Origin of the sequence: Rhodoferax sp. TS-BS-61-7 (genome assembly GCF_002943465.1) — a bacterium.
GTDB lineage: Bacteria > Pseudomonadota > Gammaproteobacteria > Burkholderiales > Burkholderiaceae_C > Allorhodoferax.
In genome coordinates, this window is record NZ_PTQY01000001.1 from 556,226 (window position 1) to 570,458 (window position 14,233).

At 63.7% G+C, this 14,233-nt stretch carries 14 protein-coding genes; 12 read left to right on the forward strand and 2 right to left on the reverse strand.

Features of this window, described 5'->3' with window-relative positions; all coding sequences use genetic code 11:
• The first annotated feature begins 27 nt into the window (after positions 1-27).
• From C5F53_RS02655 to C5F53_RS02695, 9 genes are all read left to right on the forward strand, one after another.
• Complete coding sequence (locus tag C5F53_RS02655) at positions 28-2,295, forward strand: MMPL family transporter (protein ID WP_105259766.1); 2,268 nt, start codon at positions 28-30, stop codon at positions 2,293-2,295.
• 2 nt (positions 2,296-2,297) lie between these two features.
• Positions 2,298-2,567 (forward strand): hypothetical protein, encoded by a 270-nt coding sequence (locus C5F53_RS02660; protein ID WP_201740775.1) that lies wholly within the window; start codon positions 2,298-2,300, stop codon positions 2,565-2,567.
• Between the two features lie 23 nt (positions 2,568-2,590).
• Positions 2,591-3,817, forward strand: coding sequence for an NAD(P)/FAD-dependent oxidoreductase (locus tag C5F53_RS02665; protein WP_105259767.1), 1,227 nt, complete (start codon positions 2,591-2,593; stop codon positions 3,815-3,817).
• Positions 3,805-4,383, forward strand: a complete 579-nt coding sequence (locus C5F53_RS02670) for a DUF3261 domain-containing protein (RefSeq protein WP_105259768.1) — start codon at positions 3,805-3,807, stop codon at positions 4,381-4,383. Before C5F53_RS02665 ends, C5F53_RS02670 begins: the two co-directional genes overlap by 13 nt.
• A complete protein-coding gene (locus tag C5F53_RS02675) occupies positions 4,380-5,600 on the forward strand; it encodes a beta-ketoacyl-ACP synthase (RefSeq protein ID WP_105259769.1) in 1,221 nt (406 codons plus the stop codon). Before C5F53_RS02670 ends, C5F53_RS02675 begins: the two co-directional genes overlap by 4 nt.
• Positions 5,593-6,057 carry a hotdog family protein gene (locus C5F53_RS02680; RefSeq protein ID WP_105259770.1) on the forward strand — a complete coding sequence of 155 codons (465 nt, stop codon included), beginning with the start codon at positions 5,593-5,595 and terminating at the stop codon, positions 6,055-6,057. The genes C5F53_RS02675 and C5F53_RS02680 overlap by 8 nt, the downstream gene beginning before the upstream one ends.
• Complete coding sequence (gene fabG / locus C5F53_RS02685; protein ID WP_105259771.1) at positions 6,050-6,781, forward strand: 3-oxoacyl-ACP reductase FabG; 732 nt, start codon at positions 6,050-6,052, stop codon at positions 6,779-6,781. Before C5F53_RS02680 ends, fabG begins: the two co-directional genes overlap by 8 nt.
• Positions 6,778-8,010, forward strand: a complete 1,233-nt coding sequence (locus tag C5F53_RS02690; protein ID WP_105259772.1) for a beta-ketoacyl-ACP synthase — start codon at positions 6,778-6,780, stop codon at positions 8,008-8,010. Before fabG ends, C5F53_RS02690 begins: the two co-directional genes overlap by 4 nt.
• Before the next feature lie 204 nt (positions 8,011-8,214).
• A complete protein-coding gene (locus C5F53_RS02695) occupies positions 8,215-8,688 on the forward strand; it encodes a 4'-phosphopantetheinyl transferase superfamily protein (RefSeq protein WP_161499873.1) in 474 nt (157 codons plus the stop codon).
• 229 nt (positions 8,689-8,917) lie between these two features.
• Here the strand turns inward: C5F53_RS02695 and C5F53_RS02700 are convergent, their stop codons facing one another.
• Together C5F53_RS02700 and C5F53_RS02705 are read right to left on the reverse strand one after the other, a co-directional pair.
• Positions 8,918-10,144: a YhjD/YihY/BrkB family envelope integrity protein gene (locus C5F53_RS02700; protein WP_105259774.1), complete on the reverse strand. Its 1,227-nt coding sequence runs from the start codon at positions 10,142-10,144 to the stop codon at positions 8,918-8,920.
• Positions 10,145-10,191: 47 nt separating this feature from the next.
• On the reverse strand, positions 10,192-10,983 hold the full coding sequence (locus C5F53_RS02705) for an ABC transporter substrate-binding protein (RefSeq protein WP_161499874.1): 792 nt from the start codon (positions 10,981-10,983) through the stop codon (positions 10,192-10,194).
• A gap of 148 nt (positions 10,984-11,131) precedes the next feature.
• Between C5F53_RS02705 and C5F53_RS02710 the strand changes: the two genes are divergently transcribed.
• The 3 genes from C5F53_RS02710 (at position 11,132) to C5F53_RS02720 (ending at position 14,213) form a co-directional block, all read left to right on the forward strand.
• Entirely contained in the window at positions 11,132-11,548 is a 417-nt protein-coding gene (locus C5F53_RS02710; protein WP_105260375.1) for a DUF2069 domain-containing protein, read from the forward strand.
• The gene (locus C5F53_RS02715; RefSeq protein WP_105259776.1) at positions 11,545-12,969 is read left to right on the forward strand and encodes an FAD-binding oxidoreductase; all 1,425 of its coding nucleotides are present in this window, start codon (positions 11,545-11,547) and stop codon (positions 12,967-12,969) included. Before C5F53_RS02710 ends, C5F53_RS02715 begins: the two co-directional genes overlap by 4 nt.
• A gap of 86 nt (positions 12,970-13,055) precedes the next feature.
• On the forward strand, positions 13,056-14,213 hold the full coding sequence (locus C5F53_RS02720) for a sugar MFS transporter (protein ID WP_161499875.1): 1,158 nt from the start codon (positions 13,056-13,058) through the stop codon (positions 14,211-14,213).
• Positions 14,214-14,233: the final 20 nt, after the last annotated feature.

The following is a 14,233-nucleotide window of genomic DNA, read 5'->3' on the forward strand; positions in this document are numbered from 1 at the left end:
TGGTTGGCTGGCCTATGGGCTGCCCTGATGCTGCTGGTCGCTTGGGACCAGGTGCAATTCTGGCAGTCCTCGCGCCTGGACACCGATGTGCTGGCGCTGCTGCCCCCTGACGAGCACCAACCCATCATCAACACCGTGGCGCGTAAGCTCACCGACGAAAATGGCCGGCAAATCGTGGTGCTCGTAGGCGCACCGGACTGGGACCAGACACGCGCGGCCGCAACCCGTTTTCGCGCAGAGATGACGCAGCACAGCGACGTACTGGCCCCGTCCTCGGTGACCGCCGCCTCGCTGGAGGAAGCCATGGCGTTTTACATCCCAGCACGCGCGGGCCTGCTGACACCCGCGCAGCGCGACTGGCTGGGCCAGGCCTCGGCAAATGCACTGGGAGACGCTGCGCTTATGCGGCTCTACCAGCCCACCGGTCCGCGGCTGACCGACTGGCACGCAGACCCCCTGGGCCTGTGGCAGGACTGGTGGCTCTCCCGGGCCGCAGAGAGCAATGTGCGCCCACGTGACGGCGAACTCTGGCTCAGCGCGCAGGGTCGGGAGTGGGTGCTGGTGCTGTTCGACAGCAAGGCGGGGACCTTTGCAGTCAGCGGCGCAACGCCGATCAGCAACGCGCTGCAAGCGGCCAGGCAGGCGGCCGCGCACGACGAGGGACAGACCCAGGTCATTGCAGCCGGCGTGCCCTTGTACGCCGAAGCGGCGGCGGCCCAGGCCAATGACGAGATGTCTACCATCGGCATAGGCTCCATGCTGGCCGTTTTGCTGTTAGTCTGGTTGGCCTTTCGTGCGCTGCGCCCGATTGTGCTGGTCGGGCTGTCGCTGGTGGCGGGCTGCGCGGTGGCGCTGAGCGTGACGGCCCTGATCTTTCCTAAGGTGCATCTGCTCACACTGGTATTTGGCTCCAGCCTGGTGGGCGTGGCCGAAGACTATGGTTTTCACTACTTCTCCGCACGCCAGGGCAAGGGCGAAGCTGACCGCTACCGGGTGCTGGAGGCGCTGTTGCCCGGGCTGCTGCTGGCGCTAGGCACGAGCGTGCTGGCGTACCTGGCCCTGGGCATTGCACCTTTCCCCGGCCTGCAGCAAATGGCGGTGTTTTCCGCCACTGGCTTGCTAGCCGCTTTTCTCACAGTGGTGTGCTGGTTCCCTTGGATGGACCGCGGGCCCCTTCACCAGACCACTTTTGCGGCGCGCGTGGCCAACAATCTGCAGCGCTGGCCGCGCCTGCAGGCTACGCGCAATTGGCTGGTATTCGGGCTGTGTCTGGGGGGGCTCACCCTGGCGGGCCTGGTCCAGCTGCGCAGCCAGGACGATATCCGGCAACTCTACAGCGCGCCGGCACAGCTGCTAGCCGAACAAGTCCAGATCAACGAGCTGCTGGGGCAACCCAGCCCGGCCCAGTTCTTTCTGGTACGCGGTGATTCGGCGCAGCAACTGCTGCAGCATGAGGAAGCGCTGGGTGCCCGCCTGACGCCGCTGGTGCAGCGCGGTGTACTGGGCGGCTACCGGGCGGTCTCGGACTGGCTGCCATCTCGCGCGATGCAGGAGCGCAATGCAGAGCTGGTGCGGCGCGCGGAGCAACAGGCCTGGTCCGCCGTGACACGAGCCACGGGGCAGATGGCCACGCAAGCGGCCCCGCCTCACGCTGCGCTCGACGCAGAAACCTGGCTGGCCAGCCCCGCCTCCAAGGCCATCCGCGGGCAGTGGCTGGGGGATATGGACGGACAGTCCTACAGTCTGGTCATGCTGCGTGGGGTACAGCAAAGCAATCTCGCCGAGATAGAGGCCGCGGGCGACGGTCTGACTGGCGTGCAATGGGTCAACCGCACCGCACAGATCTCCGACCTCATAGCCCGCTACCGCGATGTGATGTTGGGCTATCTGTTGGCGGGCTATACCGGCGTGCTGTTGCTGTTGCTGTGGCGCTTCCGGCGTCAGGCCTGGCGCGCACTCATGCCCACCATTCTGGGCACGCTAATGACGTTATCCATCTTTGGCTGGATCGGAGAGCCCATCCAGCTATTCACAGTGCTGGCCCTACTCCTGTTGCTGGGCATGGGAGTGGACTACGGTATTTTTCTGTTGGAACATCCCGGCGATGGCAGTGCCTGGGTGGCCGTGGCCCTAGCCGGCGTCAGCACCCTGCTTTCCTTCGGCCTGCTGGGCCTATCAGCCACACCGGCTTTGCGGGCCTTCGGGCTCACCATGCTCATCGGCGAGATATCGATCTGGATCCTCACGCCCTTTTTCAGGCCCACCGCTCCCACTACGCAACCCCACGGCCACTGACCATGCTAGACAGTTTGAATAAATTTGTACTCACCCATATCCGGGCTCTAGAGATGGTGGGTGTGCTAATGCGCATCTTCAGCTTCAGCTTGGTGAGCTGGATGGGACCGCAGAGCCCATTCATGTTCGTCTGGGTGTTCAACACGATTGATGCCATCGTGCTGGCCTGGTGTTCGCGCCTGCGCCGCGACGCGGCCTACACGCTGCTCAATAGTTTCTGGATTTTGGTGGGCGTGGTCGGCATTCTGCGGGCTGCGTCCATCCTTCAATAAACAAGCCATTACCGGGGAAACACATGAAAACCGAACACACTGAAATTCTGATCATGGGCGCAGGACCCGCGGGCTCGGTCGCCGCAGGTTTGTTGCGCCAACAGGGCCGGCAGGTGCTGCTCATTGAGAAGGAGCAGTTCCCGCGCTTTTCGATCGGCGAGAGCCTGCTGCCGCAGTCCATGACCTATATCGAGGAGGCGGGCTACCTGCAGGACGTGGTGGAGGCAGGATTCCAGTACAAGAACGGCGCCGCGTTCCAGCGTGGCGATAAGTACACCACCTTCGATTTTCGCGACAAGTTCTCCAGAGGCTGGGGCACCACCTACCAAGTACAGCGCGCGACCTTTGACGAGGTGCTCGCAAAGGCCGCCGCCAAAGCCGGAGCCGAAGTGCGCTATCAGCACAAAGTGGAAGCGGTGGACATCTGCGGAGAGCAACCCCTGGTTCACGTGCGCTCGCCCGAGGGCGAGCTCTACCAGATCAGCGCAAAGTTTCTGCTGGATGCCAGCGGCTTCGGCCGCATCCTGCCGCGCCTGCTGGATCTGGAAACGCCCTCAAACTTCCCGGTGCGCGGGGCCTACTTCACGCATATTCAGGACAACATTCCTGCGGGCTCGTTTGACCGCAGCAAAATCTTGGTGAGTGTGCACCCCAAGCACGTGGATGTATGGTTCTGGACTATTCCGTTCTCCAATGGCCGCTGCTCGCAGGGCGTGGTCGCGCGCACAGAGTTTCTCAACCGCTACCAGGGCACCGAACAGGAACGCCTGCAGGCCATCATTGCGGAAGTGCCCACGCTGTCAAACCTATTGCGCCAGGCCGTATGGGACACGCCCGCGCGGCAGCTCACGGGTTATGCAGCCAATGTCACATCCCTGGTGGGACGCAACTTTGCCTTGCTGGGCAACGCCGGGGAGTTCCTTGACCCGGTATTTTCGAGCGGCGTCACCATCGCCGTCAAATCGGCCAGCCTTGCGGCCGCGGCCATTGCCCGCGAATGGGCCGGTGAAACAGTGGACTGGCAAGCCGACTACGCCACTCCCTTGAAGCGCGGCGTGGACGCCTTCCGCGCTTTTGTGGAGAGCTGGTATGCGGGAGGCTTCCAGGATGTGATCTTCCACCCCCATCCCTCGGACGAGGTACGGCGCATGATCTCCGCCATCTTGGCAGGCTACGCTTGGGATACCAAGAACCCCTATGTGGCAGAGCCCGGTCGGCTCAAGACGCTAGAACAGCTATGCGCAGTCTGATCGTTATATGGCTGCTGCTGTGCCTGGGGGCTTGCGCTGCGCCCCTCGGTGCCAGCCGCACGGTGCCAGAGCTGCGGCTGTCGCCGCAGACCCTGGGCACACCGCTGAGCCTGGCCCAGCACCTCAGCGTCTCACGCATCGCGCCGGGAGCCGGCGGCATGGGCTTGCCGCAAACGGAACTGGAAGCATTGCTGGAGATGGATGCCCAATCGCTACGTTTAGCGGTCATCACCATGGGCCAGCGCGTCTTGACGGTGCAGTGGGATGGCGAGCGCCTGCAAGCCACGCGCAACGAACACGTCCCTGCAGCCATCGACGCGGTCCATGTGCTGCGCGACATCCAGCTGCTGTACTGGCCCGCAGAGGCGATTCGCGCCCAGCTGCCGGCAGCGTGGTCCATCGACGATACTGCCGGCCTGCGCACGCTGCGCTACTCTGGCCAAGCGCAGGTGGAAATTGTCTACAGCGATGCCCGGCGCTGGGTCGGGCAGGCCACGCTCAGCAACTATCTGGAGGGCTATCGCATGCGGATTGACTCCGTGTCCACGCAAGCCCCGTCGCCATGAGTTCTGCGCCGTACCTGAATGCACTGGGACTGGTGAGCGCTCTGGGCGAGGGCCTGGAACTCACCCGTGCTGCACTGTTTGGCGCGCAGCCGCAGTGTGTCTTGGTGCAGCCGGCACGGGCCTCGGGCCGCGCCCTGCACCAGGGCGCAGTACGCGGCCCCCTCGCCGATCTGGCATGCCTGCCGCCGGCACAACGCAGCCGCAACAACGCGCTGCTGTTGACCGCGCTGGCGCAGATCCGGCCACAGGTCGACGCCGCTTTGGCGCGCTTCGGGGCGCACCGCGTTGCCTCCGTAGTGGGCACCAGCACCTCGGGCATTGGTGAGAGCGAACAAGCATTTGCCTACTTCCAGACCCAGGGCGTACTACCCCCTGGTTTTGACTTGGCGCAACAGGAAATGGGGTCGCCATCCGCAGCTCTGTCGGGGCTGCTGGGTTTGCGCGGCCCAGCCTACACAGTGTCGACCGCCTGTTCGTCGAGCGCCAAGGCACTGGCCAGCGCGGCCCGCCTGCTGCAGGCGGACCTGTGCGATGCGGTCCTGGTCGGCGGCGTGGATTCACTATGCGACTTCACAGTCGCAGGATTTGCTGCGCTGGAGTCGGTCAGTGCCGAGCGCTGCAACCCCATGAGTGTCCATCGCAATGGCATCAATATCGGCGAAGCGGCCGTGCTCTTTCTGATGACGCGCGAGCCCGGTCCGGTTCGTCTGGAAGGCTGGGGCGAGAGTTCGGATGCCCACCACATCTCGGCCCCCGATCCCTCCGGCAAGGGCGCGCTCGGGGCAATGCGCGGGGCACTGCAGCGCGCGCAGCTTTCTACTGCCGAAATAGATTACCTCAATATGCACGGCACTGCCACCGTGCAGAACGATGCCATGGAAAGCCGCGCCATCTTCGAACTCTTCGGCAACTGCGTTCCCGTGAGCTCCACCAAACCTCTGACCGGCCATACCCTGGGTGCCGCAGGCGCCCTAGAAGCAGCGCTGTGCTGGCTCAGCCTCACGGATAACCCCGAAGGGCTCTTGCCGCCCCATTGGTGGGACGGTGCCCACGACCCTACCCTGCCGGCGCTGGACCTAGTGGCACCGGGCCGCACGCGCGGCACCGCGCTGCGCCATGTCATGAGCAATTCCTTCGCCTTTGGCGGCAACAATGTGTCCTTGGTGCTGGGGTGCCACACTGCGCCAGATAGACCGAAAGAGGTGCACCATGCGTGAGCCGCATGAGATTCCCGTTTCCGAGCTGGTGCCGCAGGCCGGCGCCATGTGCTTGCTGGACAAGGTTCTCAGCGCCGATACGGAAACCCTGTCGGCCCAGGTGACCATCCGAGCTAACGGGCTGTTCTTCCACGACGGCGCGGTAGGTGCCTGGGTGGGCATGGAATACATGGCCCAAGCCATTGCGGCTTGGGCAGGATGGCAGGCCCGGCAGCAAGCCCAGCTGCCCAAGATCGGCTTTCTGCTGGGCTGCCGACGTTATGTGAGCCAGCGCCCAGGCTATACGCTAGGGGAGATATTGCACATCCATGTGTCGCGCCAGTTCCAGGCCGACAATGGATTGGGGCAGTTTGATTGCCGGATTGAGGTCAACCAGACCGTCGTGGCAACCGCGGCCCTGACTGTGTTTGAACCTTCGGATGCCTCTTTATTTCTGGAAGAGATGGATCATGGATAGTAAAACTATACTGGTTACCGGCTCCAGCCGGGGCATTGGGCGGGCCATTGCCCTGCGCCTGGCCCGCGAGGGCTATGACATCGTGCTGCATTGTCGCAGCCGGGTGGACGAGGCTGCCCAAGTGGCCGCACAGATCGAGGCGCTGGGACAGGCCGTACGCATACTGCAGTTTGATCTGACCGCCCGGGCGCTGGCCGCCGAGACACTGCTGGACGACGTGGAGACCCATGGCTGCTACTACGGTGTGGTCTGCAACGCGGGCATTGCGCGCGACAACGCATTTCCGGCTATGCCCGCGGAGGATTGGGATGCGGTGCTGCGCACTAATCTGGACGGCTTCTACAACGTACTGCACCCGCTCACCATGCCACTGGTGCGCCGCCGCAAGCCAGGGCGCATTGTCACGCTGGCGTCCGTCTCGGGCATTATGGGCAATCGCGGGCAGGTAAATTACAGCGCAGCCAAGGCCGGCATCATCGGCGCCACCAAGGCGTTAGCGGTGGAATTGGCCAGCCGGGCCATCACCGTCAATTGCGTGGCGCCAGGACTGATCGATACGGAGATGGTCGACGCGGCGCTGCTGGACGAGGCCTTGAAGCTAATCCCCGCCAAGAGGGTGGGTACGACGGAGGAAGTGGCGGCCCTTGTAAGCTTCTTGATGAGTGAAGATGCAGGATACATAACGCGACAAGTGATATCTGTGAATGGGGGAATGGTGGGATGAAACGTGTCGTTGTCAGTGGCGTAGGCGCCATCAGCCCCTTGGGACACGACTGGGCCACGGTCAAAGCCCGGTTACAGGCGCGGCGCAATGCCGTGCAGGTCATGGCGGAATGGGCCGATTACGACGGACTCAACACCAAGGTCGGCGCGCCCGCTGCCCCATTTACCTTGCCCGCGCACTACAACCGCAAGACCATGCGCAGCATGGGACGCGTGGCAGTGATGGCAACGCGCGCCAGCGAACTGGCGCTAGAAGACGCGGGCCTGCTCGGTGATGCACTAGTCAAGAGCGGGCGCATGGGCATCTCCTATGGGTCCTCGGCTGGTACGCCCGCCTCCATCGGTGACTTCGGCCGCATGATTGCCGAGAAGTCGACAGAAGGCATCAACGCCACCACCTACATCAAGATGATGTCGCACACCGCGGCCGTCAACATCGGCGTGTTCTTCGGCATCACCGGGCGCATCATCACCACCTCCAGCGCCTGCACCTCGGGCAGCCAGGGCATTGGTTATGCGTTTGAAGCCATCCAGTCGGGCAAGCAGGTCGCCATGCTGGCCGGTGGCGCCGAAGAATTGGATGCAACCGAAGCCGCCGTATTCGACACCCTGTTTGCGACCAGCTTCAAGCACAACGACAGCCCGGAACTGACCCCCCGGCCCTTCGACGCCCACCGAGATGGACTGGTGCTGGGCGAAGGCGCCTGCACCCTTGTACTCGAAGAGCTCGAACACGCCCAGGCCCGGGGCGCCAGGATCCATGCAGAAATCCTGGCGTATGGCACCAATAGCGACGGCCGCCATGTGACCCAACCGAATATGGACACCATGGCTAGCGCCATGCGCCTAGCGCTGGACGACGCCCGACTGAGCCCCGTCGACATATCCTATGTAAATGCCCACGGCACGGCCACTGACCACGGCGACGTAGCCGAAGCCAGCGCCACCCATGCGGTGTTTGGCGAACGCATTCCGATCTCGTCGCTCAAGAGCTATATGGGCCACACTTTGGGCGCCTGCGGCGCGCTAGAGGCCTGGATAAGCATAGAAATGCTGCGCGACGGATGGTTCGCCCCCACACTCAATCTCAAGGAAGTCGACCCGCGCTGCGCGCCGCTGGACTACCTGATGGACACCGGCCGCAACATCGAAGGCGAGTTTCTCATGACAAATAACTTCGCTTTTGGCGGCATCAACACCTCACTGATCCTGCGTCGCTGGCCCGGCTGAGCTGTGCTGCAGATTCGACTCATTGCCTGCCCAGCCTCTCTCGAGGCATCGGACCTGTACGCACCCGCCCATTGGAGCGCCAGCGAAAAGAAGCGCTGGGAAGCACTAACCACTCGGAGCCAACGCTCGCGCTTCAAGGCGGCGCGAGATCTGTTGCGGGGCCTAATGATTCAACGCTGGGGGGGCAAGCCATCGGACTGGCCCTTGACAGCCGAGGCCGACCAGCCTCCCACGGTTCTGGATCGAAACGACTGCTATCTCTCACTCTCACATAGTGCGCATTACCTGCTCGCTGCCATGGGCGATGCCCCCGTCGGCGTAGATATCGAAAACCACGGACGCCCCAGACCCATACAGGCCATGGCCGAACAGGTTTGCCATCCCGAAGAACACGCACACCTGTCCCAACTACCCGCTCCCCAGGCCCAGCAAACCTTTTTGCGCTATTGGACCCGCAAGGAAGCCTGGCTAAAAGCGCGTGGACAGGGATTGGACTTCGGCCTCATGGCACGCTTACAGTATCAAGACTCCACTATCAGAACCGCTAACGTCGCCAGTTGGCAATCGAACTACCTGACGCTTAGCGTGTTCGGGACAGAGCTAGCTGCGATGGACTACGACTGGCAGATCCCCGCGCAGCCAATTTGCCTAGGTTATGGCGTACTGAAACCCGTATAAATCGCGTCACTGATGGGGGCAACGTCACTGACGCACCAAAAAAATGAAAGACCAAACGCCCTATCAAAAAATAGATGCGCGAGCAAGAATTCTGGAGTAGGTGGTCAGTCGGGTCGGTGGGGCGCACGTGAGATGTAGCTTGGAAAATCAACAGTGCTTATAGTTACTCTGCATAGCGGGTGTTGAATTGCGTTGAAGCTTGACGCGAAATAAACACGCGCAATAACCGCTACTCTTTTAGTAGCGCCTCGCGCAAGGTAGTAGAGGGCCAGCGGCCAATTTTCCATAGATTTTCGGTAACCGCATCGGGTTTGAGCAGGGCCGCGCGCATCAGCGGCTCCAGCACGGTGGTGTCCAGGTCCACCAGCAGCACGTAACGAGCCTGCACGTCGTGCACGCCCTCTTCGCTGAGCTGGCCCACCCAGTCCAGTTCCACCAGCATTTGCAGCACCGGCTCCAGCCGCAGCGGGTCCACTTGCATGGTGGTGCGCAGTTGGGTCAGGGTCAGGCCTCGCTCGACACCGCTGCGGGCGCGCTCCAGCAGTTGCAGTGATTCCAGCGCCAGCTGGAACTGCCAGCCGTGGCCCAGGCGGCGGCGCGGCACGCCCGCAATCAGGCTGGGCAGGTAGGCGGTGAGCGCCGCGCCCAGCAATACGATGACCCAGGCCACATAAATCCAGACCAGCAGGATGGGCACGGTGGCAAACGCGCCGTAGACCACCGAATAGGTGGGCACCTTGCTCAGGTACAGGGCCAGGCCCTTTCGCGCCAGCTCCATGCCGGCGGACACAAACAGCCCGCCCATCCAGGCATGGCCCCAACGCACCTGGGTGTTGGGCACAAAGTGAAACATGGCCGCCATGCCAGACGCCACCAGCACAAACTGCAGGCTGTCCAGCAGCAGGCTCACCCCACCCGGCAGCCCGCCCACCAGCCCCTTGGAGGCCGACACGGCATACGACGTGAGCGACAGGCTGGCCCCCAGCAGCAAGGGCCCCAGGGTCATGGCCGCCCAGTAGATCAACACCCGCTGGCCCAGGGGCCGGCGTTTGCGCACGCGCCAGATGCTGTTGAGCGTGCGGTCAATGGTAAAAATCAGCGCCAGCGCCGTGCCCAGCAGCACCGCCAGGCCGGCCACGCCCAAGCGGCTGGCCTTACCGGCAAACTGGTTGAGGTAACCCAGCACCTGGCGCGCAATGTTGTCGGGCACCAGGCTTTCGATCAGCCACTTCTGCAGCACATCCTGAAACTTGGCAAACATGGGGAAGGCGGTGAACACCGCCAGCGCCACAGTGATGAAGGGCACCAGCGCAATGGTGGTGGTGAAGGTGAGGCTGCTGGCCGTCAGACCCAGGCGGTCTTCGCGAAAGCGCTCGCGCAGGATGATGGCAGCGTCCCGCCAGGGGATGCTGGCCACGTCGCGCAGCCAAGGTTTCAGACGTTCTATCAGTTGCATCCCGCCATCATGCCATCAGCGCCGACGCAGACGGCCGGGGGAAAAACCTACTTCTCGGCCAGGGTGGGCTGAGACTTCCACTTCTGAAAACTCATGCGAATCAACTCATCCAGCGCACCGCTTTTCTTCAGCAAGGCCAGGCGCGCGTCGATCAGGTCCAGTTTGTCCGCACACTTGCCATTGCGTGTGAGCACGATGTAGTTGGGGCTGTCCACCAGATACGGCTCCTTGACCACGAAGCGCTCTTCGTCCCCGCGCTTGAGCAGCAGCGCCATGCCGGTGTAGTAGCCGGTGATGAAGTAGTCGATGCGACCCAGCGCCAGTTTCTCGAAATTGCTCTCGGGGCTGTTGGACTCCTGGATGGTGAGCTTGTCCCTGAGGTACTCGTCCACGCCTCCGCCAAACACGTTGCCGCGCGTGATGCCGCCGCGCAGCCTGATCAGGTCGGCCCGGTCACGGAATTCAAACGGGTGTTCACGCGCACCGAACACGGCCACCGGGTTGGAAAGGGCCGGCGTCTTGGGGTACAGCAAGAAGGCCTCACGCTCCGGCGTCTTTTTCAGCGTGGCAATCATGTCCACCTCGCCACGCTCGGCCAAGGTCATGATCCGCGGAAACGGCCCCTGGTAGCGCACCTCGTAGGGAATTCTCAGTTCGGTCAGCACGCGCTTGGCAATTTCAATGCTGGCGCCCTGCAGGGTGTTGCCGTCGTACCAGTGCAGGGGCGGGTATGACGGGTCGGCCGTGAGCACCACGCGGTTGCACTGCGCCTGCGCCCCCGCGGTCAACCCTAGCCACAGGCCACTGATCCATCCCCATTGACGCAGGTGCGAGCTCATTGCCAGTACTCCAAGCCACCGACGGTGCTGAGCCAGCCTATCCCTATCACCGGCTGCCAGCAAGAGGGGAAAACCGGCCCTCTGCCGGGGCTTGGCCCCGTGCTGCCCGGCCGCGGCTGGCATTTGTTTTAAGCTACGCGGCTTACCTATGCAAGCAACTCCCCCCACTCCCTCCTCTTCCCACACCGTGCAGCTCAGTCGATGGGTCGCCGTCATCAGCACCGTGGGCCTGATCCTGCTGGGCCTGCTCTGGGAGCTGTGGCTGGCACCCACCGGCACTGGCACCTTGGCCCTGAAGGTGCTGCCCCTGTGTATTCCGCTGGCCGGCCTGCTGAAAAACCGCATGTACACCTACCGCTGGGTCAGCCTGATGGTGTGGCTGTATTTCACCGAAGGTGTGGTGCGCGCCTGGAGCGACAAGGCGCCCGGCAACTGGCTGGCGCTGCTGGAGGTGCTGCTGTGCATCGTGCTTTTTGTGGCGTGCACCGCCCATATCCGTCTGCGCCTCAAACACGCCAAGCTGGCTGCAGCCCCTGACGAACCAACCATCCGCCCTGCCCCATGACCGATCCCCAAGCCCTGCGCGCCACGCTGCGCACCCTCGTGGGTGATGCCCATGTGCTCACCGATGGCGACCTGACTGCGTATGAGCAGGACTGGCGCAAACGCGAACGCGGGCGTGCCCTGGCTGTGGTGCGCCCCGGCACCACAGCCGAGGTAGCTGCGGTGGTGAGCGCCTGCGCGGCCGCCGGCGTGAGCCTGGTGCCCCAGGGTGGCAACACTGGCATGGTGGTGGGTTCCATCCCCGATGCCAGCGGCACCCAGGTGCTGCTGAGCCTGCAGCGCCTGAACCGCATCCGCCACATTGACGCGGCCAACCTCACGGTGACGGTGGAAGCTGGCTGCGTGCTGCAGACGCTGCAAGAGGCGTGTGAGAAAGAAGGTTTTCTGTTCCCGCTGAGCCTGGCCGCCGAAGGCAGTTGCACCATAGGTGGCAACCTGGCCACCAATGCGGGCGGCACGCAGGTGGTGCGCTACGGCAACACGCGCGAGCTGTGCCTGGGCCTGGAAGTGGTAACGGCGCAAGGCGAGGTGTGGGACGGCCTGACCGGCCTGCGCAAAGACAACACGGGTTACGACCTGCGCCACCTGTTCATTGGGTCGGAGGGCACGTTGGGCGTGATCACCGCGGCCACGCTGCGCATGTACCCGCTGCCCGCAGCCCAGCTCACGGCCTTTGCCGCCGTGCCTTCGCTGGAAGCCGCGGTAGAACTGCTGGGCCTGGCCCACCAGCACCTGAATGCGGGGCTGACCGGTTTTGAAGTGATGGGCGACTTTGCGCTGGGCCTGGTGCGCAAACATTTTCCGCAACAAAACGTGCCGTTTGGCGGAATGAGCCCTTACTGCGTGGTGCTGGAAAACTCCGACCACGAGTCCGAGAGCCATGCGCGCGGCCAGTTTGAGCGCCTGCTGGAAGCCGCGCTGGAGCAGGGCTGCGTGCTGGACGCCGTGGTGGCCGAGAACATCGCCCAGGCCCGCGCGCTGTGGCACATCCGCGAGAGCATTCCGCTGGCGCAGGCCCAAGAGGGGCTGAACATCAAACACGACATCTCGATTGCGGTGTCGCGCATCCCCGCCTTTGTGCGCGAAACCGATGCGCTGCTAGCGCAGCACTTTCCGGGCGCGCGCCTGGTCAACTACGGCCACCTGGGCGACGGCAACCTGCATTACAACGTGCAGGCCCCGGATGGCGCCAATGCCGAAGCCTTTTTGCGCGACCAGGAAGGCCCGATCAACGCCCTGGTGTACGAGGTCGTGGACCGCTACCGGGGCTCCATCTCGGCCGAACACGGCATTGGCAGCTTGAAGCGCGAGAAGCTGGCGCACCACAAATCGCCAGTCGCCCTGAACGCCATGCGCGCCATCAAGGGTGCGCTAGATCCGAAAAATCTGATGAATCCAGGCAGAGTGCTATCAATAGAGTAGCTGCTCGCGCTTATTCCACGCTGCCTAGAGGCCTCATTTATATAAAATTGGCCCCTCTCCCACCCTTCATTTTTCAGGACCCCGCTGTGGCGCACTTCATTCTTCTAGGCATTGTGTATGTGTCCTTCATCAGCCTGGGGCTGCCGGACGGCATTCTGGGCGTGGCCTGGCCGGCCATCCGCGCCGACATGGGCCAGCCGCTGGCGGCCGTGGGCGCCATCACCATCGCCATGACCATCAGCTCGGCCACGGCCAGCTACTTTGCCGGGCCAATTGCCAAGCGGGTGGGCACCGGTGCAGTGGTCGCCACAAGTTGCCTCATGACAGCGCTGGCGCTCATCGGGTTTGCCTATGCGCCCTCGTTTGTCTGGCTGGTGGCGCTGGCGGTTCCGCTGGGCCTGGGGGCCGGCGCGGTGGATGCGAGCCTGAACCACTTTGTGGCGGCGCATTACTCCTCGCGCCACATGAACTGGCTACACGGTTTCTGGGGCGTGGGTGCCACCACCGGCCCGCTGATCATGGGCCTGGCGCTGGCCAGCAGCACCGGCTGGACGGCCGGTGCACAAACCATTGGCCTGATCCAGCTGGGCCTGGCCGTGGTGCTGTGGAGCACCCTCTCCCTGTGGGCCAAGGAACACGCCACGCCGCCCAAAGAAGACGGCGAACACGGCGCCACCAGCTTTAAGCCAGTGCGCCCACTGGCCCTGTGGCTGGCACCGTTGACCTTTCTGTTCTACGTGGCCGCCGAAATGGGCACGGGCCTGTGGGCCGCCAGTATCCTGGTGACCGACCGCGGCCTCTCGCCCACCGACGCAGGCGTCTGGGTGTCGGTTTACTTTGGTTCCATCACCGCCGGCCGCTTTGGGGTCGGCCTGATCGCCAACCGCCTGGGCAACCGCAAGCTGGTACAGCTGGGCTTGGCCGTGGCCGCCGTGGGAGCGGCCGTGTTTGCCGCCCATGGCCTGCTCGGCGCGGCATCCCAGTTGGGGCTGGTGCTCATGGGCTTGGGCTGTGCGCCGGTGTTCCCCTCGCTGATGCACGAAACCGCACGGCGTTTTCCGGATGACATAGCCCGCACCGTGATTGGCCGCCAGATGACGTTTTCCTACATCGGCGGCTCGGTGGTGCCCGCCGCCTTTGGCCTGCTGGCCACCTGGGCCGGCCTCTCTGCGGTGATGCCAGTGGTGGTGGTCTTGCTGATCGCGCTGCTGGCGCTGACCACGGCCCTCAACCGAATGACCTAAGCGCCACAGGCGTACCCTTC

Coding starts and splice junctions, on each gene's coding strand:
- C5F53_RS02690 (WP_105259772.1), top strand. CDS start 6,778: ATGAAACGTGTCGTTGTCAGTGGCGTAGGCGCCATCAGCCCCTTGGGA.
- C5F53_RS02710 (WP_105260375.1), top strand. CDS start 11,132: ATGCAAGCAACTCCCCCCACTCCCTCCTCTTCCCACACCGTGCAGCTC.
- fabG (WP_105259771.1), top strand. CDS start 6,050: ATGGATAGTAAAACTATACTGGTTACCGGCTCCAGCCGGGGCATTGGG.
- C5F53_RS02700 (WP_105259774.1), bottom strand. CDS start 10,144: ATGCAACTGATAGAACGTCTGAAACCTTGGCTGCGCGACGTGGCCAGC.
- C5F53_RS02670 (WP_105259768.1), top strand. CDS start 3,805: ATGCGCAGTCTGATCGTTATATGGCTGCTGCTGTGCCTGGGGGCTTGC.
- C5F53_RS02675 (WP_105259769.1), top strand. CDS start 4,380: ATGAGTTCTGCGCCGTACCTGAATGCACTGGGACTGGTGAGCGCTCTG.
- C5F53_RS02655 (WP_105259766.1), top strand. CDS start 28: ATGCTGCTGGTCGCTTGGGACCAGGTGCAATTCTGGCAGTCCTCGCGC.
- C5F53_RS02715 (WP_105259776.1), top strand. CDS start 11,545: ATGACCGATCCCCAAGCCCTGCGCGCCACGCTGCGCACCCTCGTGGGT.
- C5F53_RS02680 (WP_105259770.1), top strand. CDS start 5,593: ATGCGTGAGCCGCATGAGATTCCCGTTTCCGAGCTGGTGCCGCAGGCC.
- C5F53_RS02705 (WP_161499874.1), bottom strand. CDS start 10,983: ATGAGCTCGCACCTGCGTCAATGGGGATGGATCAGTGGCCTGTGGCTA.
- C5F53_RS02665 (WP_105259767.1), top strand. CDS start 2,591: ATGAAAACCGAACACACTGAAATTCTGATCATGGGCGCAGGACCCGCG.
- C5F53_RS02660 (WP_201740775.1), top strand. CDS start 2,298: ATGCTAGACAGTTTGAATAAATTTGTACTCACCCATATCCGGGCTCTA.